The 25,922-nt window shown below is 59.1% G+C and carries 22 protein-coding genes and 2 pseudogenes; 11 read left to right on the top strand and 13 right to left on the bottom strand.

Annotated elements, in window-relative coordinates:
* Positions 1–8: 8 nt before the first annotated feature.
* Positions 9–740: a PIG-L deacetylase family protein gene (locus PF66_RS08330; RefSeq protein ID WP_160320653.1), complete on the top strand. Its 732-nt coding sequence runs from the start codon at positions 9–11 to the stop codon at positions 738–740.
* Here PF66_RS08330 and PF66_RS31860 read toward each other — a convergent pair.
* Genes PF66_RS31860 through PF66_RS08310 form a run of 4 tightly spaced genes read right to left on the bottom strand, consistent with a single transcriptional unit; the run spans position 695 to position 5,244 of the window.
* Positions 695–1,552, bottom strand: a complete 858-nt coding sequence (locus tag PF66_RS31860; RefSeq protein ID WP_160319873.1) for a glycosyltransferase family 2 protein — start codon at positions 1,550–1,552, stop codon at positions 695–697. The two genes, PF66_RS08330 and PF66_RS31860, sit on opposite strands and share 46 nt — an antisense overlap.
* Before the next feature lie 16 nt (positions 1,553–1,568).
* A complete protein-coding gene (locus PF66_RS08320) occupies positions 1,569–2,924 on the bottom strand; it encodes an MATE family efflux transporter (RefSeq protein WP_054059637.1) in 1,356 nt (451 codons plus the stop codon).
* Between the two features lie 50 nt (positions 2,925–2,974).
* A complete protein-coding gene (locus PF66_RS08315; RefSeq protein ID WP_241494298.1) occupies positions 2,975–4,036 on the bottom strand; it encodes a Gfo/Idh/MocA family protein in 1,062 nt (353 codons plus the stop codon).
* Positions 4,036–5,244 (bottom strand): DegT/DnrJ/EryC1/StrS family aminotransferase, encoded by a 1,209-nt coding sequence (locus PF66_RS08310; protein WP_054062407.1) that lies wholly within the window; start codon positions 5,242–5,244, stop codon positions 4,036–4,038. Before PF66_RS08310 ends, PF66_RS08315 begins: the two co-directional genes overlap by 1 nt.
* Before the next feature lie 510 nt (positions 5,245–5,754).
* Between PF66_RS08310 and PF66_RS08300 the strand changes: the two genes are divergently transcribed.
* Genes PF66_RS08300 through PF66_RS08280 form a run of 5 tightly spaced genes read left to right on the top strand, consistent with a single transcriptional unit; the run spans position 5,755 to position 10,439 of the window.
* The gene (locus PF66_RS08300; protein ID WP_081009819.1) at positions 5,755–7,038 is read left to right on the top strand and encodes an alkaline phosphatase family protein; all 1,284 of its coding nucleotides are present in this window, start codon (positions 5,755–5,757) and stop codon (positions 7,036–7,038) included.
* The gene (locus tag PF66_RS08295) at positions 7,038–7,997 is read left to right on the top strand and encodes a transglutaminase domain-containing protein (RefSeq protein ID WP_160319874.1); all 960 of its coding nucleotides are present in this window, start codon (positions 7,038–7,040) and stop codon (positions 7,995–7,997) included. Before PF66_RS08300 ends, PF66_RS08295 begins: the two co-directional genes overlap by 1 nt.
* A gap of 15 nt (positions 7,998–8,012) precedes the next feature.
* Entirely contained in the window at positions 8,013–8,756 is a 744-nt protein-coding gene (locus tag PF66_RS08290) for an SDR family NAD(P)-dependent oxidoreductase (protein WP_081009818.1), read from the top strand.
* Positions 8,756–9,688 carry an ROK family protein gene (locus tag PF66_RS08285; protein WP_054059644.1) on the top strand — a complete coding sequence of 311 codons (933 nt, stop codon included), beginning with the start codon at positions 8,756–8,758 and terminating at the stop codon, positions 9,686–9,688. The genes PF66_RS08290 and PF66_RS08285 overlap by 1 nt, the downstream gene beginning before the upstream one ends.
* Before the next feature lie 49 nt (positions 9,689–9,737).
* Positions 9,738–10,439, top strand: a complete 702-nt coding sequence (locus PF66_RS08280; protein ID WP_152972981.1) for a YczE/YyaS/YitT family protein — start codon at positions 9,738–9,740, stop codon at positions 10,437–10,439.
* 58 nt (positions 10,440–10,497) lie between these two features.
* Here PF66_RS08280 and speD read toward each other — a convergent pair whose 3' ends face one another.
* Both speD and PF66_RS08270 read right to left on the bottom strand, forming a co-directional pair.
* Positions 10,498–10,860 carry an adenosylmethionine decarboxylase gene (speD, locus tag PF66_RS08275; RefSeq protein WP_054059646.1) on the bottom strand — a complete coding sequence of 121 codons (363 nt, stop codon included), beginning with the start codon at positions 10,858–10,860 and terminating at the stop codon, positions 10,498–10,500.
* A 400-nt stretch (positions 10,861–11,260) separates the two neighbouring features.
* On the bottom strand, positions 11,261–11,545 hold the full coding sequence (locus PF66_RS08270; protein ID WP_192842750.1) for a hypothetical protein: 285 nt from the start codon (positions 11,543–11,545) through the stop codon (positions 11,261–11,263).
* A 927-nt stretch (positions 11,546–12,472) separates the two neighbouring features.
* Between PF66_RS08270 and PF66_RS08265 the strand changes: the two genes are divergently transcribed.
* Positions 12,473–13,339 carry a hypothetical protein gene (locus tag PF66_RS08265; RefSeq protein WP_054062403.1) on the top strand — a complete coding sequence of 289 codons (867 nt, stop codon included), beginning with the start codon at positions 12,473–12,475 and terminating at the stop codon, positions 13,337–13,339.
* Between the two features lie 87 nt (positions 13,340–13,426).
* On the opposite strand, the gene PF66_RS08260 is transcribed toward PF66_RS08265, so the two are convergent.
* Positions 13,427–13,963, bottom strand: coding sequence for a hypothetical protein (locus PF66_RS08260; RefSeq protein WP_054062402.1), 537 nt, complete (start codon positions 13,961–13,963; stop codon positions 13,427–13,429).
* A 147-nt stretch (positions 13,964–14,110) separates the two neighbouring features.
* Between PF66_RS08260 and PF66_RS08255 the strand changes: the two genes are divergently transcribed.
* The gene (locus PF66_RS08255; protein WP_054062401.1) at positions 14,111–14,662 is read left to right on the top strand and encodes a hypothetical protein; all 552 of its coding nucleotides are present in this window, start codon (positions 14,111–14,113) and stop codon (positions 14,660–14,662) included.
* A 123-nt stretch (positions 14,663–14,785) separates the two neighbouring features.
* Here PF66_RS08255 and PF66_RS08250 read toward each other — a convergent pair whose 3' ends face one another.
* The 4 genes and pseudogenes from PF66_RS08250 to PF66_RS08240 all read right to left on the bottom strand — a co-directional run bounded on the left by PF66_RS08250 (position 14,786) and on the right by PF66_RS08240 (position 20,011).
* Complete coding sequence (locus tag PF66_RS08250) at positions 14,786–16,321, bottom strand: diguanylate cyclase (protein ID WP_054062400.1); 1,536 nt, start codon at positions 16,319–16,321, stop codon at positions 14,786–14,788.
* Between the two features lie 312 nt (positions 16,322–16,633).
* A pseudogene (locus PF66_RS33865) lies at positions 16,634–17,080 on the bottom strand (methyl-accepting chemotaxis protein); the annotation flags it as partial.
* A gap of 99 nt (positions 17,081–17,179) precedes the next feature.
* Positions 17,180–17,866, bottom strand: a pseudogene (locus tag PF66_RS33860) (PAS domain-containing protein); the annotation flags it as partial.
* 234 nt (positions 17,867–18,100) lie between these two features.
* Positions 18,101–20,011, bottom strand: a complete 1,911-nt coding sequence (locus PF66_RS08240) for an ATP-binding protein (protein ID WP_081009817.1) — start codon at positions 20,009–20,011, stop codon at positions 18,101–18,103.
* A 209-nt stretch (positions 20,012–20,220) separates the two neighbouring features.
* Between PF66_RS08240 and PF66_RS08235 the strand changes: the two genes are divergently transcribed.
* Positions 20,221–21,990, top strand: coding sequence for a sensor domain-containing phosphodiesterase (locus PF66_RS08235; protein WP_054062397.1), 1,770 nt, complete (start codon positions 20,221–20,223; stop codon positions 21,988–21,990).
* Between the two features lie 26 nt (positions 21,991–22,016).
* Here the strand turns inward: PF66_RS08235 and PF66_RS08230 are convergent, their stop codons facing one another.
* Entirely contained in the window at positions 22,017–22,457 is a 441-nt protein-coding gene (locus PF66_RS08230; protein ID WP_054062396.1) for a helix-turn-helix domain-containing protein, read from the bottom strand.
* A 69-nt stretch (positions 22,458–22,526) separates the two neighbouring features.
* On the opposite strand from PF66_RS08230, the gene PF66_RS08225 reads away from it, so the two are divergent.
* Complete coding sequence (locus tag PF66_RS08225; protein ID WP_054062395.1) at positions 22,527–23,756, top strand: MFS transporter; 1,230 nt, start codon at positions 22,527–22,529, stop codon at positions 23,754–23,756.
* 257 nt (positions 23,757–24,013) lie between these two features.
* Positions 24,014–24,919, top strand: a complete 906-nt coding sequence (locus PF66_RS33655; protein WP_054062394.1) for a methyl-accepting chemotaxis protein — start codon at positions 24,014–24,016, stop codon at positions 24,917–24,919.
* A gap of 43 nt (positions 24,920–24,962) precedes the next feature.
* Here the strand turns inward: PF66_RS33655 and PF66_RS08215 are convergent, their stop codons facing one another.
* On the bottom strand, positions 24,963–25,913 hold the full coding sequence (locus tag PF66_RS08215) for a copper resistance protein B (protein ID WP_054062393.1): 951 nt from the start codon (positions 25,911–25,913) through the stop codon (positions 24,963–24,965).
* Positions 25,914–25,922: the final 9 nt, after the last annotated feature.

Below are 25,922 nucleotides of genomic sequence, written 5' to 3'. Positions count from 1 at the left end.
GGTTGGTCGTGCTGTCAGCCCATCCGGACGATGCTGTCTGGTCGTTGGGCAGTGGCATGACCGGCCTGGCCCGGGGGCGCGATGTCTTGTTGTTGACCCTGTTCGACGGTGATGCGACGGCGGGTAGCACGCTGGCGGTTGGCGATGCGCGCTGGCGGCGATTCGCCTCACCGCCGCTGCGCCGCGAGGAAGATATCCGGGCCGCGATGAGCCTGGGCATCGAGCGGGCAGGAGCGGGCTTTGATGATGCCGCATTGCGCCTGGACGGTCGCGACCGGTTCGCACATGCCGACATCAATGCCTTGTTCCTGCCGGCCCGGGTTGACCCGGCGCTGTGGCCAGAACCGGATGCAATGCAGCTCGCCACGGTGCGGGCGATGCTCAGGCCCGCCGATATCGTCTGCGCGCCATTGGGCATCGGTGGGCACGTGGATCACTGCCTGACGCACCGGCTGGCCCGCCAGTTGGACAACCCGGTGTGTTTCTACGCCGACTTCCCCTATGTGGGCCAACTGGATGAACAGGCCCTGGCCAGCCACGTCGAGCGCCTGGGGCTCGGGCTTGTCAGCCACTCATGCCAGTGCTCTTGGGATCGCTGGCTGAAGGCTGCCCTGATGTACCGCAGCCAGGTAATGATGTTGTTCGCCAGCCAGGCGCGCTTCGTCGGCGCCTTGGCGGCTCACGCACAGGTGTCTCAAACAGGGGCTTGCTGTCGGATCTGGTCGAGCCGTTCGATGTAGCGGGCCAACGAGCCGGTCGGGGAAAGCAGTGCGTCCAGAGCCAGGGCCTCGGCAGTGTTGGCACGGGCCTGGAAATGGGCAAGGTTGGGCGCGTGCTCTTCCCAACGGGTTGGGTTGTAATGTGAGAGATGGTAGGCGCAGGCATCCCTCTCCATGCTGATAGGCACGCCCGCACGCCACAGGCGCCATCCCAGATCCAGGTCCTCCATACCCCAGCGTTTGCCATAGGCTTCATCGAACCCTCCGACTTGCTGCCAGTGTTCACGCTGGATCGACAGGTTGGCGCCGGCGCTGGCCAGCCAGGGCCATTCGTTGCATCGCGGGTGCTCAGCTGCCTGCTCCAGGGGGCTGGTGGCCAGTCGCGAAGATTGAGGACTCCAGCGCCCCTGCAACAGATCCTGTGGCAGGATCGGCGGGCAACCGATCGTACCAAGGCGTGGATCGCCTCGTCCGCACAGCGCGATCAACTCTCGGATACGCCCATGTACCAACCCGGGTCGTTTTGTCTGGGCTTGCAGGTGGGCCTCGAAGAAGCCATCGAGCACCAGTACGTCGTCGTCGATGAACAGCAGCACTTCGCCCTGGGCTGCGCTCGCGCCCAGGTTTCTTGCGCCCGCGCGGCCTAGCCCGGGTGTGCTCAGCACCCGGGCATGAGGCTGTTCGGCAACTTGGGCCAGCACGGCTGGACATGCGGCATCGGCGACAATAAGGGTCTCAAAGTCACAACGCTCCTGCTGTCGGTGCAGGCTTGCCAGGCATAAACGCAAACGTTCTGGCTTGGCATGTACCGGCATGATGACGGACAGTTTCATGGGCATCCCTCGCCGATCAGGCCAGTGTGGGCTGGCGCATGCCTTGATTGAGCTGGCGATGTCGCAAGGTCATCAGCGAGGCTGCCAGCACGTTGGCCACGAGCATGGCCTCGACGATACCCACCAGGCCTCGCTGCCACTGGACGGTCAGAAGCCAGCCGAGTGGGGTCATGACCACCAGATAGGCAATGGCGTGGATCAGCGTGGGGGCCATGGCATCTTCGCGCCCACGCAGCGCATTGGACATGACGCCCTGCCAAGCGTCCAGGGGCAGGGCCAGGGCCAGCAGCAACATGGCCGGTACCGCAATCTGCAGCAACTGACTGTCAGTGCTGTACTGCGCCAGCAGCGGGCCGGGAAGGATCGCCAGCACGATTGCGCAGATTGCCGTCAACGACACGCCAAACCACAGACCGCACCACGTGGACAGGTTGATCTCTCGGGTATCGCCCTGACCATGGGCCATCCCCACCTGGATCGAGGTGGCGAAGCCGATGCCCATGGGAATCATGAATAGGATCGAACGGATATTCACCACCACGGCGCAGGCCGCCGCGATCAGTGGTGAAACGATGCCGGCCATCACCGCGATCAGCATGAATGCACCGGCTTCAATACCGAAGCTCAGACCGCCCCCGTAGCCGATATGCCGCTGCATTTTCCATTGCGACCAGGCCCAGGCAAACCGCGTATTGATACCGTATTCCTGGCGTTGAGCAAACAGGCGATGCACATAGAAGATGATCGCAACGGCCATCAGGATCCGTACGAAGGTCGTGCACCAGGCGGAGCCCAGCGCGCCCATCTCATCGAAACCGAACTTGCCGTAGACCATCGCGTAACACAGCACGCCATTGACCAGGTTGCCTACCAGAATCACGCACGTCGCCGGCAGTGGGCGCGATATGCCTTCCAGGAAGAACGAGTAGGCGATGTACAACAGGATAGCGGGCAGTCCGAGTGCCACGACCTGCATCAGCTCGGCGATCGCACCTGCCAGGGACGCGTCCACGCCGAACCTCACCAGCAGCGGCAGGCTCGCAAGGCTGGCAACGATACAGACCAGGCCCAGGCCCAGGGCGTGTATCACGCCACGTTGCAGAGCCAGCCCCGCCTCCCGGGGTTGTTGCTTGCCGACGGCAATCGAGCTCATGACCAGAATCCCGAACAGCAAGCCTGCCGCGATCAGCATGTAGGTATCGGCAATGGCGTGGGTGATCGAGATGGCCGCCAGCGCGTCGGTGGCATAGCGACCGACCAGAAGCGTGTCGACCAGTGAGAGCAGGAGAAAACCGATACGCGAAATGACGATCGGCAGTGAAAGTTTGGACAGTTGCTTCAGCTTTTCCGTGATCGCCTTGTAACCGGTCATGGTGATAGCTCCTTGCACGAATACTCAATGAACTGCCGGGCCGGGCCCGGTCAGTTCGGCAGGTTCGGATACATCGCGGACATGGCACTGGTCAGCGAGCGCAACTTGCAGAACTCCAGCTCGTTGCCGGCTGTGCTCCTGCCTAGATGGGGCAGTGTGTGGCCCAGGTACGCCGAGTAGGGTGCCAGGTTGTCTTCGGCCTCGAACCTCAGATGCCGTTGGCTTCCCTTGGTGCTCAGGACCAGGCTGGGAGCTTGCACACGGTTTTGACTGAAACCGAACGTGGTATGCAACCGCAACTCGCCGGCAGTGCCGTAAAGGGTGATGGTGGTTTCGTCACAGGGCTGATGGGACGACCAGGCGGTGCGCAGAAAGACCATGGCACCGGCCTGCGTACGCAGTGCGCAATATGACTGCGACTCGACCTCCAGGACCGCGTTCTTGTGGTCGTCGGTGTCGGCTCGCCAATTGGCCCGTTGCGCCGCTTCGCTACCGTCGGCGGGGACGTGATTGCACAGGGCGCTGTCCACCAGGGGATAGCCCAGTGCCTGCAGGGCCACCTCCAGCAGGTGCCAGCCCAGATCGGCGCCTGATCCTGCCAGCGCCTGATCCGCCTGCGTGAACCACGACCCTGGACGAGGCACTCCATTGCGCCGACGCCAGGCGACGTCGATGCAGTGCACCTTGCCGATAGCCTGGCTTGCGACGGCATCCAGCAGGGTTCGCACGTCACTGCGATGGGAGGCCGCCCCCGTCACTGACAATTGCACCCCCATGTGCTGACTGCGCTCGATCAGGTCCTGAGCGTGACGCAGCGACAGGCAAGCGGGCTTTTCCAGGATGACGTGCAGTCCCTGCTCCATGGCCCGCAGTGCCTGTCGAGTGTGGTGGGCGTTGGGAGAACAGATCAGGGCCACGTCACACCCCAGCAGGGCCTGATGGCTCATACAGGCATGCTGGCGCGCTGTGGGTGCCAACTCCGCGAGTGCCTGACCTGCCTGCGGATCAGGGTCGATGATCGATACGATCCGACCGCCATGTCGCTGTAGCAGCGGAGCCCAGATCGTCCTGACGACCCAACCCGAACCAACTAGCGCGATGCCGGGTCCCATCATCGCGAGCCAGCCAGGTGCTGGACCACCTTGCGCACGGCAAGGGCGATATCCAGCGTGTCCTGCTCGCTGCCAAGCAGTGCACGGTGATGGATCCAGATCCCTCGGCTAGCCACCCGCTCAGTGACAGGACAATGGGTGATGAAATGTGCCTGGTCGTAGTGGGCTGGCGCCGGTGCTTGCCAGAAGCTCGGGATGCGGTAGATCGCCTGATAGGCACGGAACGCCGGGATGCCCTCGGCAACCAGTGCATCGACCACCTGATTGCGGTCCAGTTGGCCAAGATCACCGTCTTCGGGAAGGGTGAACAGCACCATATAGTACGGGTGCACATGGGCATCAGCCGTACGGCCTTGTGGAATCACCAGCGCATCATGGTTCAGGGCGTCCATCAGTAACCGGGCGTTGTGCTGGCGAAGTTCGTTCTGTGCCGGGAGGCGCTCAAGCTGGGCACTGAGCACTGCGGCGTTGAACTCGCCCAAGCGAGCATTGGTACCGACCACCGTATGCTGGTAGCTGCGATCGCCCAGCGGACGTCCGCAATTGCCATACAGGAAGACCTTCTCTCGCAAGGCTTCATTCGGACACAAAACCAAGCCACCTTCGCCAGCAGTCATCAGCTTGAAATTCTGGAAGCTGAAGCAGGCCAGCGTGCCGTAGTCGCCGATTTTGGCACCACCCAGACCCTGTGCACCATGAGCATGAGCAGCATCCTGGATGAGCACCAGGCGATGCTGATCGGCGATACGGCTCAGGCTGGCCATGTCACTCATGTGCCCGGACATGTGCACCGGGATGATGACTCGCGTGCGTGGAGTAATGTTGGCCTCGATCGCAGCCGGGTCAATGCAAAGCGTATCGGCACACACATCGACCGGTATGGCCGTCGCGCCAATGCGCTGGCAGGCCATCGAGGTGGAAATGAAGGTGAAGGCCGGAACGATGACTTCATCACCGGGCATGACCCCGGCCGCCTGCAGGGCGATTTCCAATGCAACCGTGCCGTTGGCTACGGCGAAAGCCGAGTGACCACCGTGCACTTGGGTGAAGCTCTGCTCGAAGGCCAGGTTTTCGTTGCCTTGCATGCGCCACCAGTGTCCCTGGCGCAGGCTGCGTAGCAGAGCCTGTTCTTCTTCGGGGCCGTAATGCGGCCATTGTGGATATGCTGTTTGGCGTAGTGGTGTACCGCCGTGAATTGCGAGAGTCATTGTTTCCGTCCTTGGTGAGGCAAGCGCGCAGATACGCCGCTTGAATACGGTTCTAATGGTGGAGTTTGTACACTAGTGCCAAACTTAAAGAATAAAGATGCTTGGCAATTAAGCGCGTGGCAGACGATAGCATGTGAATTTAAGTCGGGCGCAAAAGTTTTTTTTAGAAATCATTTGTAATATTATGAAATAACCTCGGAATTACACTTCTCGTTACATCGCCAATCACTGTGCTAAAAAAGCACCAACAAATTCCGCCTCCAGAGCTTTTCGGGGAGCCACGGTTGGCGTGGCATAGGCACGCTGTCACAAAATTTTTATCCGCTTTCCCTTACGCTTTGGACGTGTTGAACAGAGTTGCGTAGGTGCCCCTTTTGGGTGCCTGGATGCGCTTTGAATTCATAGAGATATTTTGGAAGTTTGTGGCGCTGTCATGTCGAAGACATCGATAAAAGATGTACTTGGCTGTGCTCGACGTTATTTCAGGGAAGAAAAGAGGTGATTGGCAGCATGAGAACTCTCATTGTCGTTGCGGAGGGTATGGATCCGCTTGTTCTCGAGAAAGAAGTTGCTCAGGGCCGACTGCCGTGGTTTGCAAAACACTTGGGCGTTAACAATTATCGCCATCTGGACTGCGGCCCGGTTCCCTATGAGCCGAGCAACTTGGCAACTGCCTTTAGCGGTGTGAACCCCGGTCGTCATGGCTGCTTCTCCTACTGGAGTGCGCACAGTGCCGGGGAGATGCCACGGATTCTGGAAACCACCGATGTGATGGCGCCCAGGTTATGGGAGTGGCCGCAGATGGCGCAACAGCGTTTTGCCGTGGTCAATGTGCAACTGACGCATCCTCCCAAGCCGCTCAATGGCACCTTGATCACCTATCCGATGCTCAATGCCATGAACACCAGCTACCCGAGAAGCCTGCTGCGAGACCTCAATGCTCGCGGGGTCAGGTATGCCCACGACGTTTCACTGTTCTACACCGGTCAGCCACTCGAAGATTTCGCCGAGCAGGCCTACCGGATTGCGTCGCTGCAGTTGGATAGCGCAATGGCGCTGGGCGCTGAAGCCGATGTGATGATCGTGAACCTCACACTGGCGGATCGCCTGTCGCATTTTCTCTGGCATGAGGTGGAGCAGGCCCAGCCCGGATACCGTCCCCATGTGCTGAGGGCCTACGATTTCATCGACCAGGCCTGCGCCCGACTGCAAGCATTGGCGCCCGATTCGATGCTGGTATTTTCCGAGATGGGTTTCGGTCCGCTCGATGGTTTCTTTTCCATCAATGAGCACCTGCGTGCCGCGGGTCTGCAGGTGCTCGATGAACACGGACAGGTGGACCTTGAGCGCAGTGTCGCGCTGGAGACCGTGCAAGGCTCCCATGGGGTGATGCTATGTGCCGACCTGTGCAACTCCGGTCGCTCCGACCTCACACTACGCCGGGACGTCGAGCAATGCCTGCGCGAAATCCGCTTTGCCGATGGCCGCCTGGCGTTGGCTGATGTCCGCTCGCGAGAGAGCATGTATACGGGGCCCTACACTGATCGAGCGCCAACCTTCATCGTCAGGCCGGCCGATGCCCGGCGCCCCCCCTTGGGGGACCCGCGCTGGGCCAATCATGTTCGGCGCACCTCGCAATCGGGCTGGCATCGCGAGCGTGGCTTCGTGTTGAGCGTTGACGCATGCATTCAGGCACCCGAAGGGCCGTTGCACCTGCAGCAGATTGCGCCTTCGATCGCGACCTTGAGTGGTTGCCAGGCTCATGAACAATGTGAGCTGCCGGGCTTTGTATGATGACGCTGGCGCAGCAGGCTCAAGGCGAAGCCCGGCGTGTGCTGGTGGAGCTGGCCAAGGTGAAGGACGGTCACCGCCGCTTTTGTGTGGACGAGCAGGGTGCGGCGCTCTACGGTATCGCACCGCAGTTGCTGGCAGAGCTCAAGGCATTGGGGCTGGCCTCATGTCAGGGCAAGGACGGCGAATGCTTCGACCCTGATGACCTGTACAACCTTTCCCTCTACCTGCGCTTGCCATCGCTGCACAAGTTGGCCATGCGCAGTTGGTCTTCAGCCTTTCGTGACAGTGAGCGTGATCGGTGCATCGAGCTCAGCTACGCACTCGATGCGGTGCCAGAGCACGCCATCACGATCTTGCTCCCCAGTGGTGAGTTGCGTGTCTGTGATACGCCTGACCAGATGCAGGTGCACCAGGAGCAGTTGATCCTGCCGGGGCACCAGAGGCTGCTGCCGTCACCCTTTATCGAACTCATCGAACACACCTGTGCCGATATGCGCTTTTTCATGCTGCACGACGCCTTGCGCTGGGATCTGGCGTTCATGGTCGAGCACCGGGTGGCCGAGTGTGGCGGCTTCTCCAAATTGCTGGTGCAGCAGGCCCTGATGCGTGGGATGCCCGCACGACAGGTGTTTGGTCTGTTGCTAAGCGCTCCCTATGCCACGGGGCACTACTGGGCCGAGCTGCTGGTGGAGGATCAGTGGGTCGCCGTCGACCCCTTGATGATTCGGCTGCTCTGCAGCCAGGCCGGTCTTGATGAAACTCGTTGGCCACTGCACCGATCTCCAGCAACTGCCTTGTTACGACTTTCTTGCGTCGATGCCTATGACCAGGACGGGGCGCCTTGCCTGAGTTGTTTCGAGGGTCAGCAATTTCGTCAGTTGCCTGTCGTGACAGCGGGGGACAGGCAGCACCCGGTGTCATTCAAGGTGGCTGTACAACCACCAATATCAAAGCTGTAGCAGATAGGGAAAATCATGCAGGAATCAAATAGACAGGCATGCCTCGTGACAGGGGCATCCGGTACGCTGGGCCTTGCCATATGCGAAAAGTTGCTCAGCCTGGGCGTCACCGTGGTTGCGCTGTTTCACCGCAATGAACAACCGTTGCAGGCTCTGCTCGAGCGGACACGGGAGTGGCCAGGTCGCTTGATCATTTTGGCCTGCGACCTGACGAATGCGCAGCAGACAACGCGATTGATGTCGATCTGCTCTGACAGGGGGCTGGTCATTCACTCGGTGGTTTGTTGTGCGGCGAATCTGTTGCGCAAATCGGCCCTGTTCAGTAGCCCGTCGGACAGCGAACGGCTGTTTTCGCTCAATTTCGAGAGCGTCACGCGTTTGTTGCGTCAATTCATGCGCCCAATGCTACAGCGGCGCCAGGGGCGGGTGGTGCTGATCGGATCGCGTGCTGGTGAGACCGGAATGCCGGGCCAAAGCCTGTATGCCTCAACCAAGGGTGCACTGCATGCCTATGCTCGTTCGTTGGCTTTCGAAGTAGGCGAACAGGGCATCACGGTCAATGTAGTTGCCCCTGGTGCGATCGCCGGCCCCTTGACTCACTACAGCGAAACCGAAGCCAGCGAGATCTGTCGGCACATCGGCTTGCGTCGTTTGGGGCAGCCAGCCGAGGTGGCCGGGGTGGTCGCCTTTCTGCTCGGTGCGGAGGCCTCCTACATCAACGGGGCGGTGATTGCCGTCGACGGTGGAGGGCGCTTCTGATGCATTGCGCAAGCGTAGATCTGGGTGGTAGCAAGATCGCCCTGTGCTTCAGTTTCTCGGGACGGATCATGCAGCGTGAGCGTATCGAGATTCCCTCCGGTCTTCATCCTCAGGTCATCCTGGACCAGGTGAAGGCACTGATCGAATCGCAGATCCTGCTCCATGGTCCGATCAGTAGCCTGGTCATCGCCAGCGCTCCGACGCTCAACGCCGACGGCACCATCATCCGCTGGCCCAATCGGCCCGACTGGGAGGGGGTCGCCTTGGCACATGTCTTTCGTGTCGCCGGCGTCGATCGGGTGATCTGGTGTGATGATGGTACCGCTGCGACCTACGGTGATGCCACGGTCATGCGGGCCTCGAACCTGCTGCATCTGTCGCTGGGTACCGGTGTGGGCGGTGGCGTGGTCTACCAGGGACGCATCCTGCCCAATCGGGAGCTGGGGCATCTGCTTGTCTGGCCAGGAGGGGCTTTGTGCAGTTGTGGCCGCAGCGGTTGCCTGCAGGCTTACGCCTCGTTTCGCTCACTGGACAAGTTTGTCGCTTCGATGGGGTTCTCTGACGAGGCCGCGCTCAGCCATTGGCGTTTGCGGGCCGTTCAGGCGCTTGCACTGACTGTGGCCAACCTGGTCGAGCTGTTCCGAGTCGAGGTCGTCTGCCTCGGTGGCGGTCTGCTGGGGCGTTTTCCTGAAATGCCGCAGATGGTCAGCGTTCTGCTGCGCGAGCCCGGCTATCTCAAGCCGTCTCTGACTGCCCCGTTGGTCATGCAGTCCCCCCAGGGTACCGAGGCTTCCCTGTTGGGAGGACTGTACCTGGCCGAGGCCAGCCATGAAGTACAGAACGAAATCTGTGAAGGCGGCCAGGGCAACAGCAAGGCAACCATCCGCCACGTCGGCAACGGGTTGAGCTTCATCTCCATGAGCACACGCTGAGGGGATGGCCTTGGACAACCGAAAGTTTCAACGAAGGAGCGTACTTGGAATGAGAAACAGAAGTGACCGTAACAGCACCGTTCGACGGGTATTGATTGAAAGTGCCAGGGCCTGGTCGGCGGTGGATCGGCTGAGCATGTACCTGGGAGGGGTGGTGGTATTTTCGTTGGGGGCGTTGTTCTTCATCACCAGCCATCTGGGGACTGACCCGCTAGACGTGTTCGTTATTGGTTTGAACGGTAAGTTGAATTTGGGATTGGGTGCCTGTTCCGCGATTTTTTCCATCGCCATGCTGGCCTGGTGGGCCCTGTGGAACAAGCGATGGCCTCCCATCAGTCCGTTTGTCACCACCACGCTGACCGGTCTGTTCATCGACTTATGGCTGCTGCTGGAGATCGATGACCTGCTGAGCGCCAGGTTCACTTCCTATGTGATGCTCGCCATCGGCCTGGCGTTGTGCGCCTATGCTTCTGCGCTGATTATCATGAGCGGGATTGGTATTCGTGTCATCGATCTGATGGTGATCACCATCATGCGCAAGGTGGGCTGGTCCTTCACCTTTTCCAAAATGGTTCTGGAGATCTCCATCTTCCTGGCTGGGTGGGTATTGGGCGGGCCTTTCGGTATTGGTACGATTGCATTTCTGCTCATCATCGCACCGCTGATTCGGCCGTTCATGAACCTCAATGAACGCTATTTGCGCCTATCCAACTATGGACTCAGCCAGCGTCAATCCCTGTCGGTCGAGTGACACCGGTTACCTGCTCAAGCAACGCCTGCCGCCTGGGGAAAACCGGGCGGCATTCTTATCAGATTGCACCGCGCTCCACGACCTTCATCGCCGATTCGCCACACTGCAAATGCTCACGAATGAAATCGAAGGCCTTGGTGGGGTCGCAGCTTGTTCCACAAGTAAAGATGTCGAGAAACAATGCACCATGTTCTGGATAGGTGTGGAAGGAGGCGTGCGATTCCTCCAGTAGCACCAGAATCGTTGCGCCTTGAGGTTCGAAACGTTTGGTCAGGGTGCCACAGACTGTTGCACCGGCCTTGGCTGCTGCATTGCAGAGCAATTGTGTCAGGCCGTCGATGTCGTTGAGTTTGTCCAGGGCAACGTCATAGAGTTCGCCAAGGGCGTGCTTTCCAAAGAAAAAGTTGGTGTGGGTGTTCATTTGACATCCGTGTTCAGGGGAAGCGACAACAGCGTGTCGACCAGGTTGAGTTCACTTGCCGATCATGCAGCAGCGTTTCGCTGGACACTAAAAAAATCAGGCGGGGATTGTTTGAAGTTGTGATTAGTTGATACCAAATATTACCGTTTGCCTGTGTTCAACCTGCGTGATTGTTCCATGCTTGCGCCCCCCATGATATTGCGCCAGAAATGCACCGCTCGGGTGCTGGTTCAGTGTGTGGAAGGAGTGGGTTTGCGAAATGCCAACACCTACGAGAGCCATCTGCAAGGTGTGACAGGCGGCTATCTCGAAGGCGAGAGGGATCTTCTTGCGTTGACTGAGATGGCGCCGGGGATGTTTAGTAAGGCATTTTTAGTAGCCCTCCCGCTTGGTCGTGCTGCTAAGACTTAGCTGCGTCCGTCCAACGCTGGTAGCTTTGCTTGGCATGTTCTGGGGTATCGAATTTTGGCTTTGACCGCAACGCGAACGTCTTTTCGGCCAGGGCTTCCAAACGTTCAGCTGCCTTGGGTAACCAGCCATTCTGGATTGCCCAGAGCTTGATGTTTTGAGCCGGTTCTTGGTGATTGCGCGAACGCAGGATTCGCAGAATGCGTTTGGCGTGATCCTCATCGGACGGGTGCAGAATACTGTGAGCGCGGTTGACTATCGCGGTCAGCGACATCATGGCCTGTTCCACGATCGGATCAGTAATCAGCTTGTCCGCAGAAACGGTGGACCTGCAAAGCTTTGTAGGCTTGCCTGGGTTCTACCCCACTAACACGGACACTTTCGAGTAAGCTCACACCGAGCTGAAGGAGTGTTCATGAAGCGCAAGAAATACAGCCCCGGGTTCAAGCGGGAAGCCATCGAGCTGGGTGGATGTCACTCTCACCCGCGATCACGGTCTTTGGCGCTTCGACTTCAGCGCCAAATGACCTGAGGCTGCGGTGAGGCTCGGTTGTCGCCGCGTGCCTTCATATGGTTAAGCAGGAAGCCTGGCTTCCCGTTTTTCTACACAGCGCGGTCAGTTGCTGGCACTGGCGGTCTGCTTCTCCAGCATCCAGTCCATTCGCAGCTGCGCCAGCGATCATTTACCTTGAAGCTGCGCCGGGGTCGTGAGATACGGCTATATTTCATCGACCTTCCTGGACACGACCTCAAAGGTGAACCCTTGCTCCTTGAACGTAGCACCCCACTCGAAGTTACCGGGTGGAGGCCCGCAGACCAATTGCAGAGATCTGCCGGAGGGGCTGTCATACAGGTGCAGGACTTGGGCAATGTCTCCCGGCGCTGCCTACCTGAAACTCAGCCAATCCCTATAGGTGATCTCGGCCAGATCAACGGTGATGAGCCTGATGGTGTCGCCTTCGCAGAGTGTCATGGTGGAGTGGGCATCGTGTTGGGCTAGAAGGGCGCCTCTGTCGCCGATGGCGAGGGACTGAGTGCGTTCAGGGTGCCCTCAGGGTCATACGCCAGGGGTTAGCTGGCAGATAGCCATAGGCAATCCGGGAACCCCGGCTTATGCTCTGGCCGTCGCCTGTGCTGGGTGCCCAAGGACCAGAAGCTGAGGTGCGCAGCACGGGCTGATATCCACTCACACCAGGAGCGATGTATGGGACAGTCGAGAAGTGTCGAACAGTTGCTCAAATTGAACGCCCGATTCCAGGTTTACATCGATCAATCCTTTAATGAGTTGTATAGGCGCCTTGACGGCCAAGCCGCCGAGCTCAAGCAAAGGATCGAAGCCCATTACCGCTCATATGGCGACGACACCTCCCTCATATCGGGCGACTTTCGGCACCTGACCTTGGTCAGTGAGTGGTCGCTTGAGTCGGTCGAGCAGATGATCGATGCCTGCTGCAAGACCCTTTTTGGTGCTCCGCCCCCGGTCGGCGTACTCTGGGGACCGTTTGCCAGCGAGACGAGCTACGTGCTTGGGGAAATGAGCAATCTTGACGTATTGATCTCCAATGCTGCATTCGACACCGTACAGGGGTTATTGACCCGTTCCGGCTCGCCAACCGAGGACCTTGTTACCATCAAGGCGGATAAGAGGACACTGGCACCCGGCATCACCTTGTTTATGACCGTGCTGGAGAGCGCATGCCGTCGTAAGGACTTCTTCAATAACGAGCCGATTGTTCAGACCCACTTTTTGTTTGATATCCGGTTCTCTCTCAGGGAGGGCCGGGCCCTGAACCGGGTCAATGACCTGCAGACCTATCAGGACCAGCGACAGTTTACGCTCCAGCAGATAATGAAAATTGCTGGGGCGGTCGACGCCCTCAACCCTACCGCTGACGACTATCTGCTCCTGCTGGCCAAGTACGCAGCCATCAGTGGCTCGCTCTTGTCTCGCCTGAGCAGCATTGAGCGAAAACTGAAAGGTATTTCGCCACGGGCCACTGCGGCGCCCCACGATTTCAACATTCCTGCCATTGTGGCGGGCATCAAGGAGCGCTTCGAAAGCGCCTTATAGGCCCCGCGCAGCCGAGCGGCAGCTGCATTCCCGACTGACGGCCAGAGCAGAGGAACGCTATCCATTCCTCCGCTCCAGCTGCGTTCTCTAAAAATCGAAACGCTGGTCAAACACTTTTTGCTCACCGACCGCCACGGTGCATTGGCGGGCCACTTCAACCGGCGTCACTTTCCCCAACAACGACACCAGCGACTTGTAGAACACCTTGTCGCAAGCGGCGTCTTTGCTGAAGGCCTGGGCATTTCCGGCCGCGTCGGCGGTAATCCGGCAACCGGCCACCAATTCGGCGGGCAACTGGTTCAAGAGTACCGGCTTGGAACCTGAGCCCTGCAATTGCATCAGCTCATCGCACCCCCCTTTGGCCGGGCCTTCCTTGATGGTTTTGGTGAAGGCTACGCGTTGGTAATCCGTACCGGTGAACAGCACCTGGTCGTTGACAGCCACTCGGTATTGCGAGGGTTTGAAGGCGATGGACTTGATGCAGAACTGCGTGGTGACCGGTTTTCCGTTGACCTCAGTGGTGGACGACTTGCAGCCTGGGGTGGCCTGGGTGAAGGTGGTATCGGGCGAGCTGACGCAACCGGCCAGTGAGAGCAGACACACACCGAACAGCATTTTTTTCATGGGACTTCCTGTGCTCAAACACACCGCCTCCAGCGGACGGCTTCGGGCGCGTATCATACCCGCGCAGCGGGGCCCAACTGCGCAAAAAAGCGAGGTTGGGATTTTATCAAGGGTTCAGCATTTCACTGGCCCAAAAGGATACGAAACATGAAGACGGACCTGCTCAACGATTTCTCGACGCTGTTTGCCTATTGCTGGTACCGCGACTTCCCCCTGGATGGCTACAGTCGGGACTGGGGCTCAACCTCGGATTGGAACATCCATACCGGCTACACCGTACGCCGGGTCGCCGACCTGATGGGGTACTACGCTCATTTTGAGTCCAGTGGCCGTACCGATGCGGTGATCCGCGACGCGCAGAAAAGCGCGGTGGTCTTTGCCGAGTGGGAGTGGGAGAGTCCCCTTGAAAACGAGATCAACGAGCCAAAAAAGCTCTCTGATGCAGCCCTCAAGGAGCGCCCCCAGTTCTGTTTTCTGTTCAGCTATGCGCCCACGGGCACCCTCGAAAAACAGCTGGCTTACATTGAGCAATATTGGGAAGCCGACGTTCCGCTGCTGGTCACGCTGATCGAGTACGAAGGGTTCAATAAGCGGATCTTCAAGACGATGGTCATGTACCGCCTGGACCACGGCACCTGGAGTCACGTGAGAGAGCAGCAGGCGCTGTCATGGGATGTGGCGGGGACACGATGGGCCTAGTACGGGTGAAGCCTCACCTTATCGTCGGGAAAAGCCGCAATGGTCCCCTCGGTCGGCGGGCTGTTGGTGAAGATGATCTTCCGGCGTGCTGCTTGGTGGTGTTGGACCCCGGCAGCCGCTCTGCTACACCTCGGCAAGCTGGACTTGATCTCTACCACTTGATTTGGCTCTGTACATCGCGGTATCGGCACGCCGGACGAAGGCGTCAAACGATTCTGATGGAGTCCACGTCGCAACGCCGAAGCTACAAGTCACCTGTCCAATATCGTCAAACGGCAGGTTGCTTATCAGAGCTCGAAGCTTTTCTGCCAGCAGTCTCGTATCGTCCAGTTCGGTATCCGGGCAGATCAATGCAAACTCTTCTCCGCCCGTTCTGCACAACAGATCGGTTTTGCGTGTGGCCGAACGTATCCGTGTGCACAACGACTTCAGAACGTTATCACCCCACTGATGGCCGTAGCGGTCGTTGATCTGTTTGAAGTGATCGACGTCAAACATGATCAGCGACAGAGGGCGGTAGTGCACGGTAGCCTCGACGAGCAGGCTTTCCATCAATTCTTCGAAGTGTCGGCGGTTATAGACGCCGGTCAGGTGGTCGGTGATGTTCAACAGACGCAAGTCTTGTGTGCGTTCATCAACCAGCGAGAGCGCACGGGCCCGCTGCGTGATCAGCATGTACACCATCGAGGTCAGCAGCAGTGTCAACCCTGCTCCGAACGCGATAATCAGGTTGGTGGACAGGGCGTAGCTGTTGCTGAGCAGAAAGGTCGAGCTGGGTCTGAACTGGATCAGGTAATTCTGGTCGGCTACTTTCAGCAGCCGCTGCGCGTACAGCCCTGAAGGGGCAGCAGGGGTCGAGCTGTGATAAATGGTTTCCCCTTGATGCTGCGTGTCGCTCAATGAAAGCGCCACGTTCAGTCGTTGCAGACTTGGCAATGGAATCCCTTGTTCCATCAAAGAAGCCAAGCGCACGGTGGAGACAACGAATCCCTGCAAATCATCATCGTTCAAGGAAGCCTTGCGGGACTCGCGGAAGACAGGTGCGACAAAGAAAATTCCCGACTGCCCATTGGTCATTTCCAACGGTTCCGACACGGCTATTTGACGTGTTTCTCGTGCCTTGCTCATCAAGGCCTGGCGGCCCGGGCGAGCCAGAACATCCATGCCGGGCATGATCGTTACGTCATCGCGCTTCAATAAGTAGAGCAATATCAGGTGTTCCGGCCGGTGGGTGAGGGGGGCTCTCTCGCCGGTGACGGGATTCATTTCATGATATGAAAAATCACTGGTGCCGTTACCAAGCGCCTTGGCGCGAAAAGCCTGGAGGTCCTTCTCGAGAATCCTCGGTACCCAGCCACAGGATTCGTCCTCTCCGACCAGGGGCGTGACGAATCCCAAAAACTCCCTTTCAGTGACATCGTCGGCGTTGATAAAGAAACGCCTCACAACGTCCAGTTTCAGGACCTGGGTATTAAAGCGTCGTTGCAGGCGACTGAATCTCTCGTCGACCTCCAGCTGAAAAGCAACGCTAACGGTACGCTGCTCTGACCTTTCGAACAGAGTCAGTACCAGAAAGGTGATGGCCAGCCCTGCCAGGCACACCAATCCGCACAGGATGACGTCTGCTGCTTTGAGTGCGTTCTGACGAGTAGACATCATTTTGTGTTCCTTGCTCATCGTCAAAAACAGCGTGCAGTGACTGGAGTGCTTTTGGAGTATCGGCACGCTTGCCGTTATCTTTATGAACAAGGTGTTGGAACAAGACACTTCATGAAGGTGTACAACCCGTGAGCATGCATTACGAGCGCTTCAATAGCCTGCATCGTCAGGGCCACTGAGTGGCCTGCTCTTGGGTCAAGGTGGAAATGCCTTGGTGAAGTCATCGGCGGGCTTGCCCGCCTGATGACGTGGGTAATGAGTGCCTGGGCGTCAGTACCGCAGTGATGGGAGGACCGCTACAGTATTTTGCTGTCACCCCTCGTTAGAGAGATGGTTGGCAAATCTTCCTACCGCGCTGACCACTTCTTGTGCTCCTGACTGGATCTCGACGATGACGTTTCCTGCCTGGCTGGCCAGTGAAAGCCCTATTTCCGCTTGCCGACGGCTTTCACTCATGCTGGTCACCGCCTCCGCCACCAGGGCATTGTTTCGTTGGACAACTTCGACAATTTCTTCCGTTGCGGTACTGGTTCTTCCTGCCAGTTTTCGAACTTCGTCCGCAACGACTGCAAACCCGCGACCCTGGTCGCCCGCGCGAGCGGCCTCGATGGCAGCATTCAGGGCCAGCAGGTTTGTCTGTTGCGCGATACCTCCAATCGTCGAAACGATAGAGGTGATCAGGTGTGACTGATGACCAAGGGCTTCAACGCCCTCTGAGGCGTTGGAGACCTGCGCGACTATCTTGTTCATTGTGTCAACGGTGTCCTGAACGGCTTCCGCACCTTTTTTGGCCGAACTGTCCGTTTTGCGCGAGACCTCGTAGGCAATCCCGGCTGCCGAGCTGACTTCCCTTTCCCGGTTTACCTGGTCGGTGATGGCTGTGGCAAATTTCACGATTTTGTAGAGTTTGCCGGTAGTGTCGCGAACGGGGTTGTAGGAAGCCTCCAACCAGAGTTCTCGGCCTGAACTGTCAATTCGCTTGAATCGTTCGGCGACAAAATGACCGTCATTCAGCCTTTTCCACAGTTCCTGGTAGGCGGGTGAGGAGGCATATTCGGGGTCGCAGAATATCCTGTGGTGTTTTCCTGATAGGCTCTCGAGCGAATACCCTACGGTATTCAGAAAGTTCTGGTTGGCATTGATTATTGTGCCGTCCAGGTTGAACTCAATGACTGCCGTTGATCTATACAGCGCTTGAATGAGCTCTTCGTTCTCTCTTGACTTGTTTACATTCTGCGTCACATTGCAGCCATAGGCTGTCATGTGGGTAACGCTGCCGGTCTCGTTTTTGACAGGGCACCACATGGCTCTCATCCAAACCATCTGGCCGTTGGCTGCAATGTACCGATATTCATCTGTAACGCTTGTGCCAAGGCTCATGGCTTTTTGAAAGTTCTTGAAACAAGGCAAGTCTCTTACGTAACTGGGCGTGAGATTTCCCAGGGGGTTACCTAAGAGCTTGTCTGGATCGTGGCCAACAAAGCTGGAGAAGTTGCTGTTGACGGCCGTGATGATCATGTTGCGATCAACTGTAACTTCCAGCATCTCGTTTTTTATGAGATTTCGTCTGCTGCGGAGCTCGTTAATCTCCTCCTTGAGTAGCTGTAGCTCCTTTTTAAGGTGAGAGTTAAACATTTTTCACTTCCGCATCGTTAGCTGGTTCCATTTTATCGGAAGATTTCACAGAAAGTTTAATCGTTCGGCGTCGTGGTAATAGTATGGCTAGCTATTTTCCTGGCTTGCAGGTGAATCGATGATCCCCCCGACGAAGCCGTCGGGCTAACTGAGCAGTCGTTCAACGCCTGTCTTGAACTCCTGAATGGTAAAGGGCTTTACCAGCAGCTTGGCCTTGCCCTGCTGTTCGTGAATACGGGTGGTGGCATCGACGAAACCTGATATGAACAGAATCTTGAGGGCGGGTCGCATTGCCCATGCAGCCTTGGCGACGTCGTGGCCATTCACGTTACCGGGCAATATGATGTCCGTCACAATCAACTGCAGATTCTGTAGCTCATTGATCTGCTGTAGAGCCTGACTGGGTGTACTCGCTTCGACCACCTGGTAGCCCATGTCCTGCAATGCCTCTCCGACCAGTTCGCGTATGGCGGCCTCATCGTCGAGGACCAGCGCCGAGCCCAGGTTCGTCTGTCCGGCCCTATCGATCCTGTCGACGGGGGTATCTTTCGCAGCCGGCATCACGCCGCTGTATACCGGCAAGAACAGGCTGACCGAGGTGCCTTCACCCAACACTGATTCGATTTGCGCATGCCCGGATGCCTGACGTATGAAGTCCTGCACCACCGAGAGTCCCAGGCCGGAACCCGAACCCAGCGGCTTGGTGGTGAAAAACGGCTCGAACGCATGCTCGGCCACACTGGCCGGCATGCCCTGGCCGGTGTCCGTGACCCGTATCTGCACATAGTCACCCCTGTGCAGATCGGAACCCGGCGGGGGAGCGTCCAGAGTCAGCCTGAGCACCTCGACGGTCAGGCAACCGCCGTTGGGCATGGCATCGCGTGCGTTGATGCACAGGTTCAACAGGGCATTTTCGAATTGATGGGCATCGCAGTAGCACAGGGCTGAGTCTGAAACTGTCAGCAACTGGAATTCAATCTGCGGTGTCAGCGTTCTGGCAATCAGCTCTTTCATGCCCTCCATGAGCAGGGCGAGGTCGACCGTTTCACTCGCCAAGGGTTGCTTCCTGGCGTAAGCCAGCAGCCGATGTGTCAGTGAACTGGCCCTGTGGGTGGCGTCTCTGGCCAGCGTGACATAGCGCTCGACTTCACCGAATCGCCCCTGGAGGAGGCGCTGCTGGATCATCTCCTGAGTACCATTGATGATGGTGAGCAGGTTGTTGAAGTCGTGCGCCAGCCCCCTCGTCAATTGTCCGAGCGATTCCATTTTTTGACTCTGCTGCAACTGGGTGCTGACCCGTTCCAGTGCCTGCTGTCGCTCACGGTAGAGGGTGATGTCCCGTGCGATAGCAAAATAGAGGCCTGCACGCTCCGCGATTCTCCAGTTCAGGAGCAGGGGCTGGCCATTGCTGCGCACACTCTGGGTATCGAGTTCCGCTATGGGGCGATCACCGAGACTGCGCAAGGCGTCCGATAACTGTGCCGGTGAAATCAGACTGGAAAACGCGCCTTCCCTGAGCTGTTGCTCGCTCCAGCCGGTTTCGACCTGCCAGGCGGGGTTCATCGCCAGCACTTCACCGCTCTCGGACAGTGTGCAGATGAGGTCGGGAGACGCCTTCCAGATACCATCGCGCTCATCCGTGCGCCGTTGCACTTCGCCTTCAAGGTTTTTATTGACCTTGTCCAGTGCTCTGAGGCTGCGTCGCAACAGGGCGCAGACGATGGCTATGCCCAAGGTGACCAATCCGAAATTCAGGCTGTTGAGCCACGTCGTCGGGTCGTCTTCAAAACCGATCGGCCCTATGAAGAAATATTGTGCCGCGAGCACTGCCAGGACGCATCCCAGTACGGAGGGTCCTACACCAAACCAGAAGCCGATGAGCATCAAGCCGGGTATGAAGAATAGATAAGGGAGCGCCGTGGCTGACATCTGTGCACGCACAACACAGCACAACGCAACCACCAGCACAGCCCCCAGGTAGCGTGTCGGGCGCTTGAGATGAATTCGTTCCAAACGTTGAAGAACGTTGGCGGCCCGTCTAAAAAAACTGGACAAGAATGACTCCGGTGTTGAGGTTTCTGGCCATCATCATAGCTGGCAAGCGTCTAGGGCGCTGCCTGGAGGCTTTCCCCGTCAGTAACGGTCTGGCATTAGTTCCTTTGAAGGAGCATGAGGTTCCATCTTGCGGAGCCCTCAAGGATGAACAAACCGGCAATGTGCCACTCTTAAGGGCATGCGCCTTTCACACTGCAACTGGAGTTACCATGGACAATACGACAATCGAGCAGGATGAACGCTTGCGTCTGGTCGAGGTCGACCGTTTGACGTCCGAGCTTTCAAGCGGCTCGGACCCTGTGCTGAACAGCGTCGTATCCATGCTCTGCGCTTATTTCAATGTGCCGATCGCACTGGTCAGCATCATTGATCGCGACTATCAGATATTCAAGGCACGGATAGGTATGGCCCTGGAGCGTACGCCGAAGGAGCTGTCCATCTGTGCTCACTGCCTGGGGCAGGAGACGGTGCTGGAAATCTGCGATGCACAGACAGATTCCCGTACTGTCGATAATCCGTTGGTGACGGGGGACCCGTACATCCGCTACTACGCCGGGGCTGCCCTGATGGTCAGGCCCGGTGTGAGTGTAGGCCGCCTGTGCATCATCGACCGGAAGACGCGAGCGGCTCTGAACGAGCGCGATCAGGAGCTGCTGCGCAATGCCGCGCAGATTGTGGTGTCGCGACTGCAGTCCATCCACCAGCAACATTTTTACGACCCGATCACCGGGTTGCCCAATCGGCGGCGCTTCGAGGCTGACCTTCATGACGCCGATGCATTTGCCGGCCAACTGGCTGTATTGATCGAGCCGATTTCGGCATCTGGCATGGACAGACAGGTGAAGGCTCTGGGTGTGGAGTTTTTCACCGATTTCATGCTCGCGGTCAAGGAAGTCCTGTTGGAGGTGCTGCCTGCGTCCGCACGTCTGTATCGGGTCAGTACCCTGAGTTTCCTGACCCTGGTCGAGCCTTGCGAGGCGATGGCCTTGTCCGAACAACTCAATAAAATCGTCCTGGCGCTGAGCAGGCCGCTGCACTGTGGCAACGTGCCGGTGTTCGCGGACGTGGCTATCAGTGTTCTGGAACTGGGCGTAGAGGTCGATGCCTCACTCGACAGCCTGCGCCTGATGGCTAGCATGACCGACGCCGCACGTCAAAGCGAACATCGCTGGCTGGGTTATGACCCTGTGGTGGATGCCAGCCTGCGTCGCAGCACCACATTGCTCAACGACCTCGAGGCGGCGCTTATCGCTTCGGATCAATTGCGCCTCGTCTACCAGCCCAGGGTCGGCCTGGCCAATAATCGCTGTGTGGCAGTCGAGGCACTTCTGCGCTGGACCCATCCCACCTTGGGTCCGATCAGCCCTGCGGAATTCATCCCCTTGGCTGAAACGACCGCATCGATTCGTGGCATCACACGCCTGGTGGTCCGGCGTGTCTGCGAGCAACTGGCCCAATGGCAGGCTCAAGGGCTGCAGCTGTCGGTATCGCTGAACATCTCTGCGCTGGATCTGGGTGACGGCCACCTGTTCGAGGACTTGACCCGCGCGTTGAGCGAATACCGCCTGGACGCTCGCCATATAGAACTCGAGTTCACCGAGAGCGCACTCGTGACCGACTTCGATATGGTCCACCAGCAACTGCAACGCTTCCGAGACCTGGGTGTGGCGATTGGCATCGACGATTTTGGCAGTGGCTACAGCAACTGGGTGTATCTGCGCAGAATCCCCGCCACCAGTGTGAAGCTCGACCGTTCGCTGCTGGCCAACCTGCAGCCGGGGAACAATGAGTGGCACATTGTTCGAGGCCTGATCAGCCTTCTGCGCGACTTGAGTCTCACGGTCGTGGCGGAAGGTATAGAAACGGATTTACACCATCATCTCCTGCGTGGCTGGGGATGTGATCAGGGGCAGGGGTATTACTACGCCAAGCCCATGCCGCCCGAGGACCTCGTGGCCTGGCTGGCGAGACCGGTGTGACGCCTTGAGCGGGCCCGCTTCCAGGGTCACCGGTTGGCCTTGAAGGCGGGTGATTTCTTCTTTGCCTGCTTGATGTCGCGCTTGCCGGCCATCTCTACCAGTCGCCGAAAAGTGGGGCATTCCAGGTGGGATGGCGCAGGGCAGTCGGCAACGTGGCGAAGGGTGTCGCGCAGGGCCGTCAGCTCGCGGATCTGGCGGTCAATCTCGTCAGCCTTGTGATGGAGCAAGGGGCGTGACAGGTCCGGCAGGCCATCCCTGCCGAACATGCCGGCAATCTCCCCAAGCGAGAAACCCGCTGATTTACCCATCGAAATCAGCTTGAGCTGCAACAGCACCTCGGGCGAAAACTGCCTGCGCAGCCCATGCCGTGCGATGGACGCGATCAACCCGGCTTCCTCGTAGTAGCGCAGCGCCGAGGGCCTGATCCCGCTCTTCGCCGACACCTCGCCAATATCCAGAAGTTTCATGCTTGACCTCAAGTTGACTTGAAGTTGCAAACTACTTTGAGTCTGAAATTCTGGAAAGGGGGCAAGGTGATGAAATGGGCGCAATCGCTCGTATCGAAGAGAACACAAGCAGGCATCACGTTCACGCTGGCATTGTCGATGCTGCTGACCTCGCTCGGCACCAGCATTGCCAATATCGCGCTGCCCACGCTGGCCGAGGCGTTTTCGGCACCGTTCGCCCAGGTGCAGTCGGTGGTCGTCGCCTACCTGGCGACCCTGACGATCGCGGTCCTGATCGCTGGCCGGCTCGGCGACAGCTTCGGGCTGAAACCGATGCTCATGGCTGGACTGGCGATATTCGGCGTTGCCTCGGGGCTGTGCGGCGTTGCGCCCAACCTGTGGCTGCTGATCGGTGCGAGGGCGCTCCAGGGTATCGGCGCCGCCTTCCTGATGACGCTGGCCATGGCGTTGATGCGCCAGACGGCCAGTGAGGCGCGTATGGGGCGTGCGATGGGCCTGCTCGGTACCGTCTCGGCACTCGGAACAGCGCTGGGCCCCTCATTGGGAGGGCTCTTGATCGAGGTGACGGGATGGCGCGGGATCTTCTGGGTCCAGTTCCCGCTGGCGTTTATCGCCTTGATCCTGGCTGCCGTGACGCTGCCGGGCGACACCGGCGAGGGCACGACGCCTTCTGCAAGCGTGTGGTCGGTGCTGGGCTGGCGCCTGGTGCCCAACCTGCTTGTCAACGGCCTGGTGGCCGCTGTCATGATGACGACGCTGGTGGTGGGGCCCTTCTTTCTGGGCGTCGGTCTGGGCCTGAAGGCGGCGCAGGTCGGCTGCGTCATGGCCATGGGCCCGGTGATCTCCATCTTCAGCGGGGTTCCCTCGGGACGGCTCGTCGATGCCTGGGGCTGTGACCGTGCACTGGCCCTGGGACTTGCCCTGTTGGCGGCGGGCGCTTTCTTGCTCGCGTTTGTGCCGAACATGATCGGCGTTGCGGGCTACCTGATCTCCATCATCGTCCTGACGCCGGGCTATCAGCTCTTTCAGGCGGCCAACAACACCACCACACTGGCAGACGTGCCCCAGGATCGGCGCGGCACCGTGTCGGGACTGCTCAGCCTGTCGCGCAATGTCGGCCTGATCACCGGGGCATCCGTGATGGGGGCCGTTTTCTCGTACGGTGTCGGAACGCAAGCGTTCTCGCACGCCAGCGCTTTGGCGATCGCTTCCGGCATGCGCCTGACCTTCATACTGGCTGGCGTGATGATGATCGCCTCAATCGTGATCACCTTCGGTCGCGCCTCCTGTCGTTCGTGATAACAACACACCCCTCAGGCCCGGATAACATCGTTTTTCAAAGGGCCACGCTGTCCCCTGTAGTCCTGAAGCACCACGGTGTTTCATCGATGCGAGACCGTGATCCTTGCACCTGCCTGGCGAACCCCTCTTGTCGACAGGGTGCTGTCCCCTTGCCTGGCAGGCATGGGCAAGACCCGCTTCAGGCTCGTACAAGTAATCACCCTGGGCCTGCGATTAGATTCAGTGTTTCGACGTGACGCACAAAGGGCAGGCGCATGTTCTTCAAGAAGCACAAACAGCCACAAGGGTCCGGCGAGGCCCGGCAACTGGAGCAGTCCACGCAGGAAAACGCGCGTCTTACACAGCAGTTGCAGGCGGCCACGCAGTTGGCCGAGCAACAGGCCATTCGTCTGGCGCAGGTTGAGCACGCGCTTGAAACCCTGCATCGGCAACTGGAGCCGATGCGCCAGCGGGAGCAGGTTCTCGACCTCGAGGTGCAACAGCACCTGCAGCGGGCTGGCCAGCATCAGTTGGAGGCCAGGGTCTGGGAACTGTTGCAGTCGACCCTGACCGAGGGCTGCTGGGACATCGCGGTGGTCAACGGCGATGTTCAGGACCCGGCCAGTTGCATGCGCTTTTCCAATCAGTTCCGCGTCCTGCTGGGGTACACCGCCCAGGAGCTGCCCGATGGCTGGGAGGCCCAGGTGGGTATTACCCATCCGGACGACCTGCCGAAGATGATGGCAATCTTCGACCGCGAAATCCTCGGTCTCCACGGCAGTGGCGAGTATGTTTTCGAGTACCGGATGCGGCACAAGAGCCGGGGCTATATCTGGTGCCGCGAGCGTGGCCGCGGGGTGCGCGATGAGCAGGGGCGATTGACCCGGGTGATTGGCGCGGTGCGCGACATCAGCGATGAGCGATCGGCCCAGTCAGCCCATCAGCAGATGCTGACGCAGAATCAGGCGACCTACGACCAGATTGCGACGGTGGTGGGGGTGATCAAGGGGATTGCCGACCAGACCAATCTCCTGGCGCTGAACGCGGCGATCGAGGCGGCCAGGGCGGGGGAGGTGGGACGTGGATTTTCCGTGGTGGCCGATGAGGTGCGCAAACTGGCGGAAAGTACCCGCCAGGCGACCCACCAGATTCAGACCATGTTGCACCAGCACAAACAATGAATGGCATCGGCCACTGCCACGGCGGCGCGGGCACGGTTCATGCTCAGAACCACATCCGGATGCCGGCAACGAAACGCGCCTCATCCACGTCCCCATCCTCGTCGCGGATGAAGCCGGCGGTCCTGCCGTAGGCGCGGCTCCAGGTGACGCCGATGTAGGGGGCGAACTGGCGCACGACTTCATAGCGTAACCGCAGCCCGACTTCGGTATTGGAGAGGCCGGAACCCACGCCGCGTGCCGGGTCGTTTTTGCCATGGAAATTGGCTTCAGCGGTTGGCTGCAGGATCAGGCGATTGGTCAGGAGGATGTCGGACTCGCCTTTCAGCCGAACGGCTGTCCGACCGTTTTCACCGATGAAGGCGGTGGCCTGGGCTTCGAAGTCATAGAGCACCATGCCCTGGACGCCGAACGCCGCCCAGGTCTGGGGCGATTGCGGCTTGAAATCCTGGCGTACCCCTGCGACGGCGTCCCACCAGGGGCTGATCGAATGCCCGTACAGCAGCTGCAGCTCGGCGTCCTCGGTGGTGCGATCGGTACGCTGGCCTTCGGAGCGAAGCCAGAGCCGGTCGGTGTCCGTGCCCACCCAGCCCGAGGCTTCCCAGGCCAGGGTGCTGCCCTCGTTGGCAGCCTGGTACTCGAGCTGGTCCAGCAGGAAAAAGCTGTTGATCCGGTTGTCATGGATCTGGTGCCCGCCCACTGGGGGGAAGGCGGCCTGGCGGTCGGCGTCGGTCAGTGCCGGAATAGGCGTCCGGCTGGTCGCCGCCGGCGTAGCCGGGCCAGGGTTCATGCCGGAATGATTCATGGCGTCATGATTCATGGCGCCGTGATTCATGCCTGGCATCGATCCCGGCGAGGGTGCGCTATCCGTCTGCATGTTGCCGTGTCCCATCGCCGAATGGTCCCCCTCTTGAGCGGCGAAACCGCTCGCTCCACTCAGCAGGCCGAGGGCAGCGGTCAAGGTCAGCAGCGCGGGTCTTGCCAGGTTATTGCTCATGTTGCCCTG

It is taken from the genome of Pseudomonas asplenii, assembly GCF_001293465.1.
Taxonomy (GTDB): domain Bacteria; phylum Pseudomonadota; class Gammaproteobacteria; order Pseudomonadales; family Pseudomonadaceae; genus Aquipseudomonas; species Aquipseudomonas fuscovaginae_B.
The sequence above is the reverse complement of the archived record's forward strand: the minus strand, read 5'-3'. Positions and strand labels throughout refer to the sequence as shown.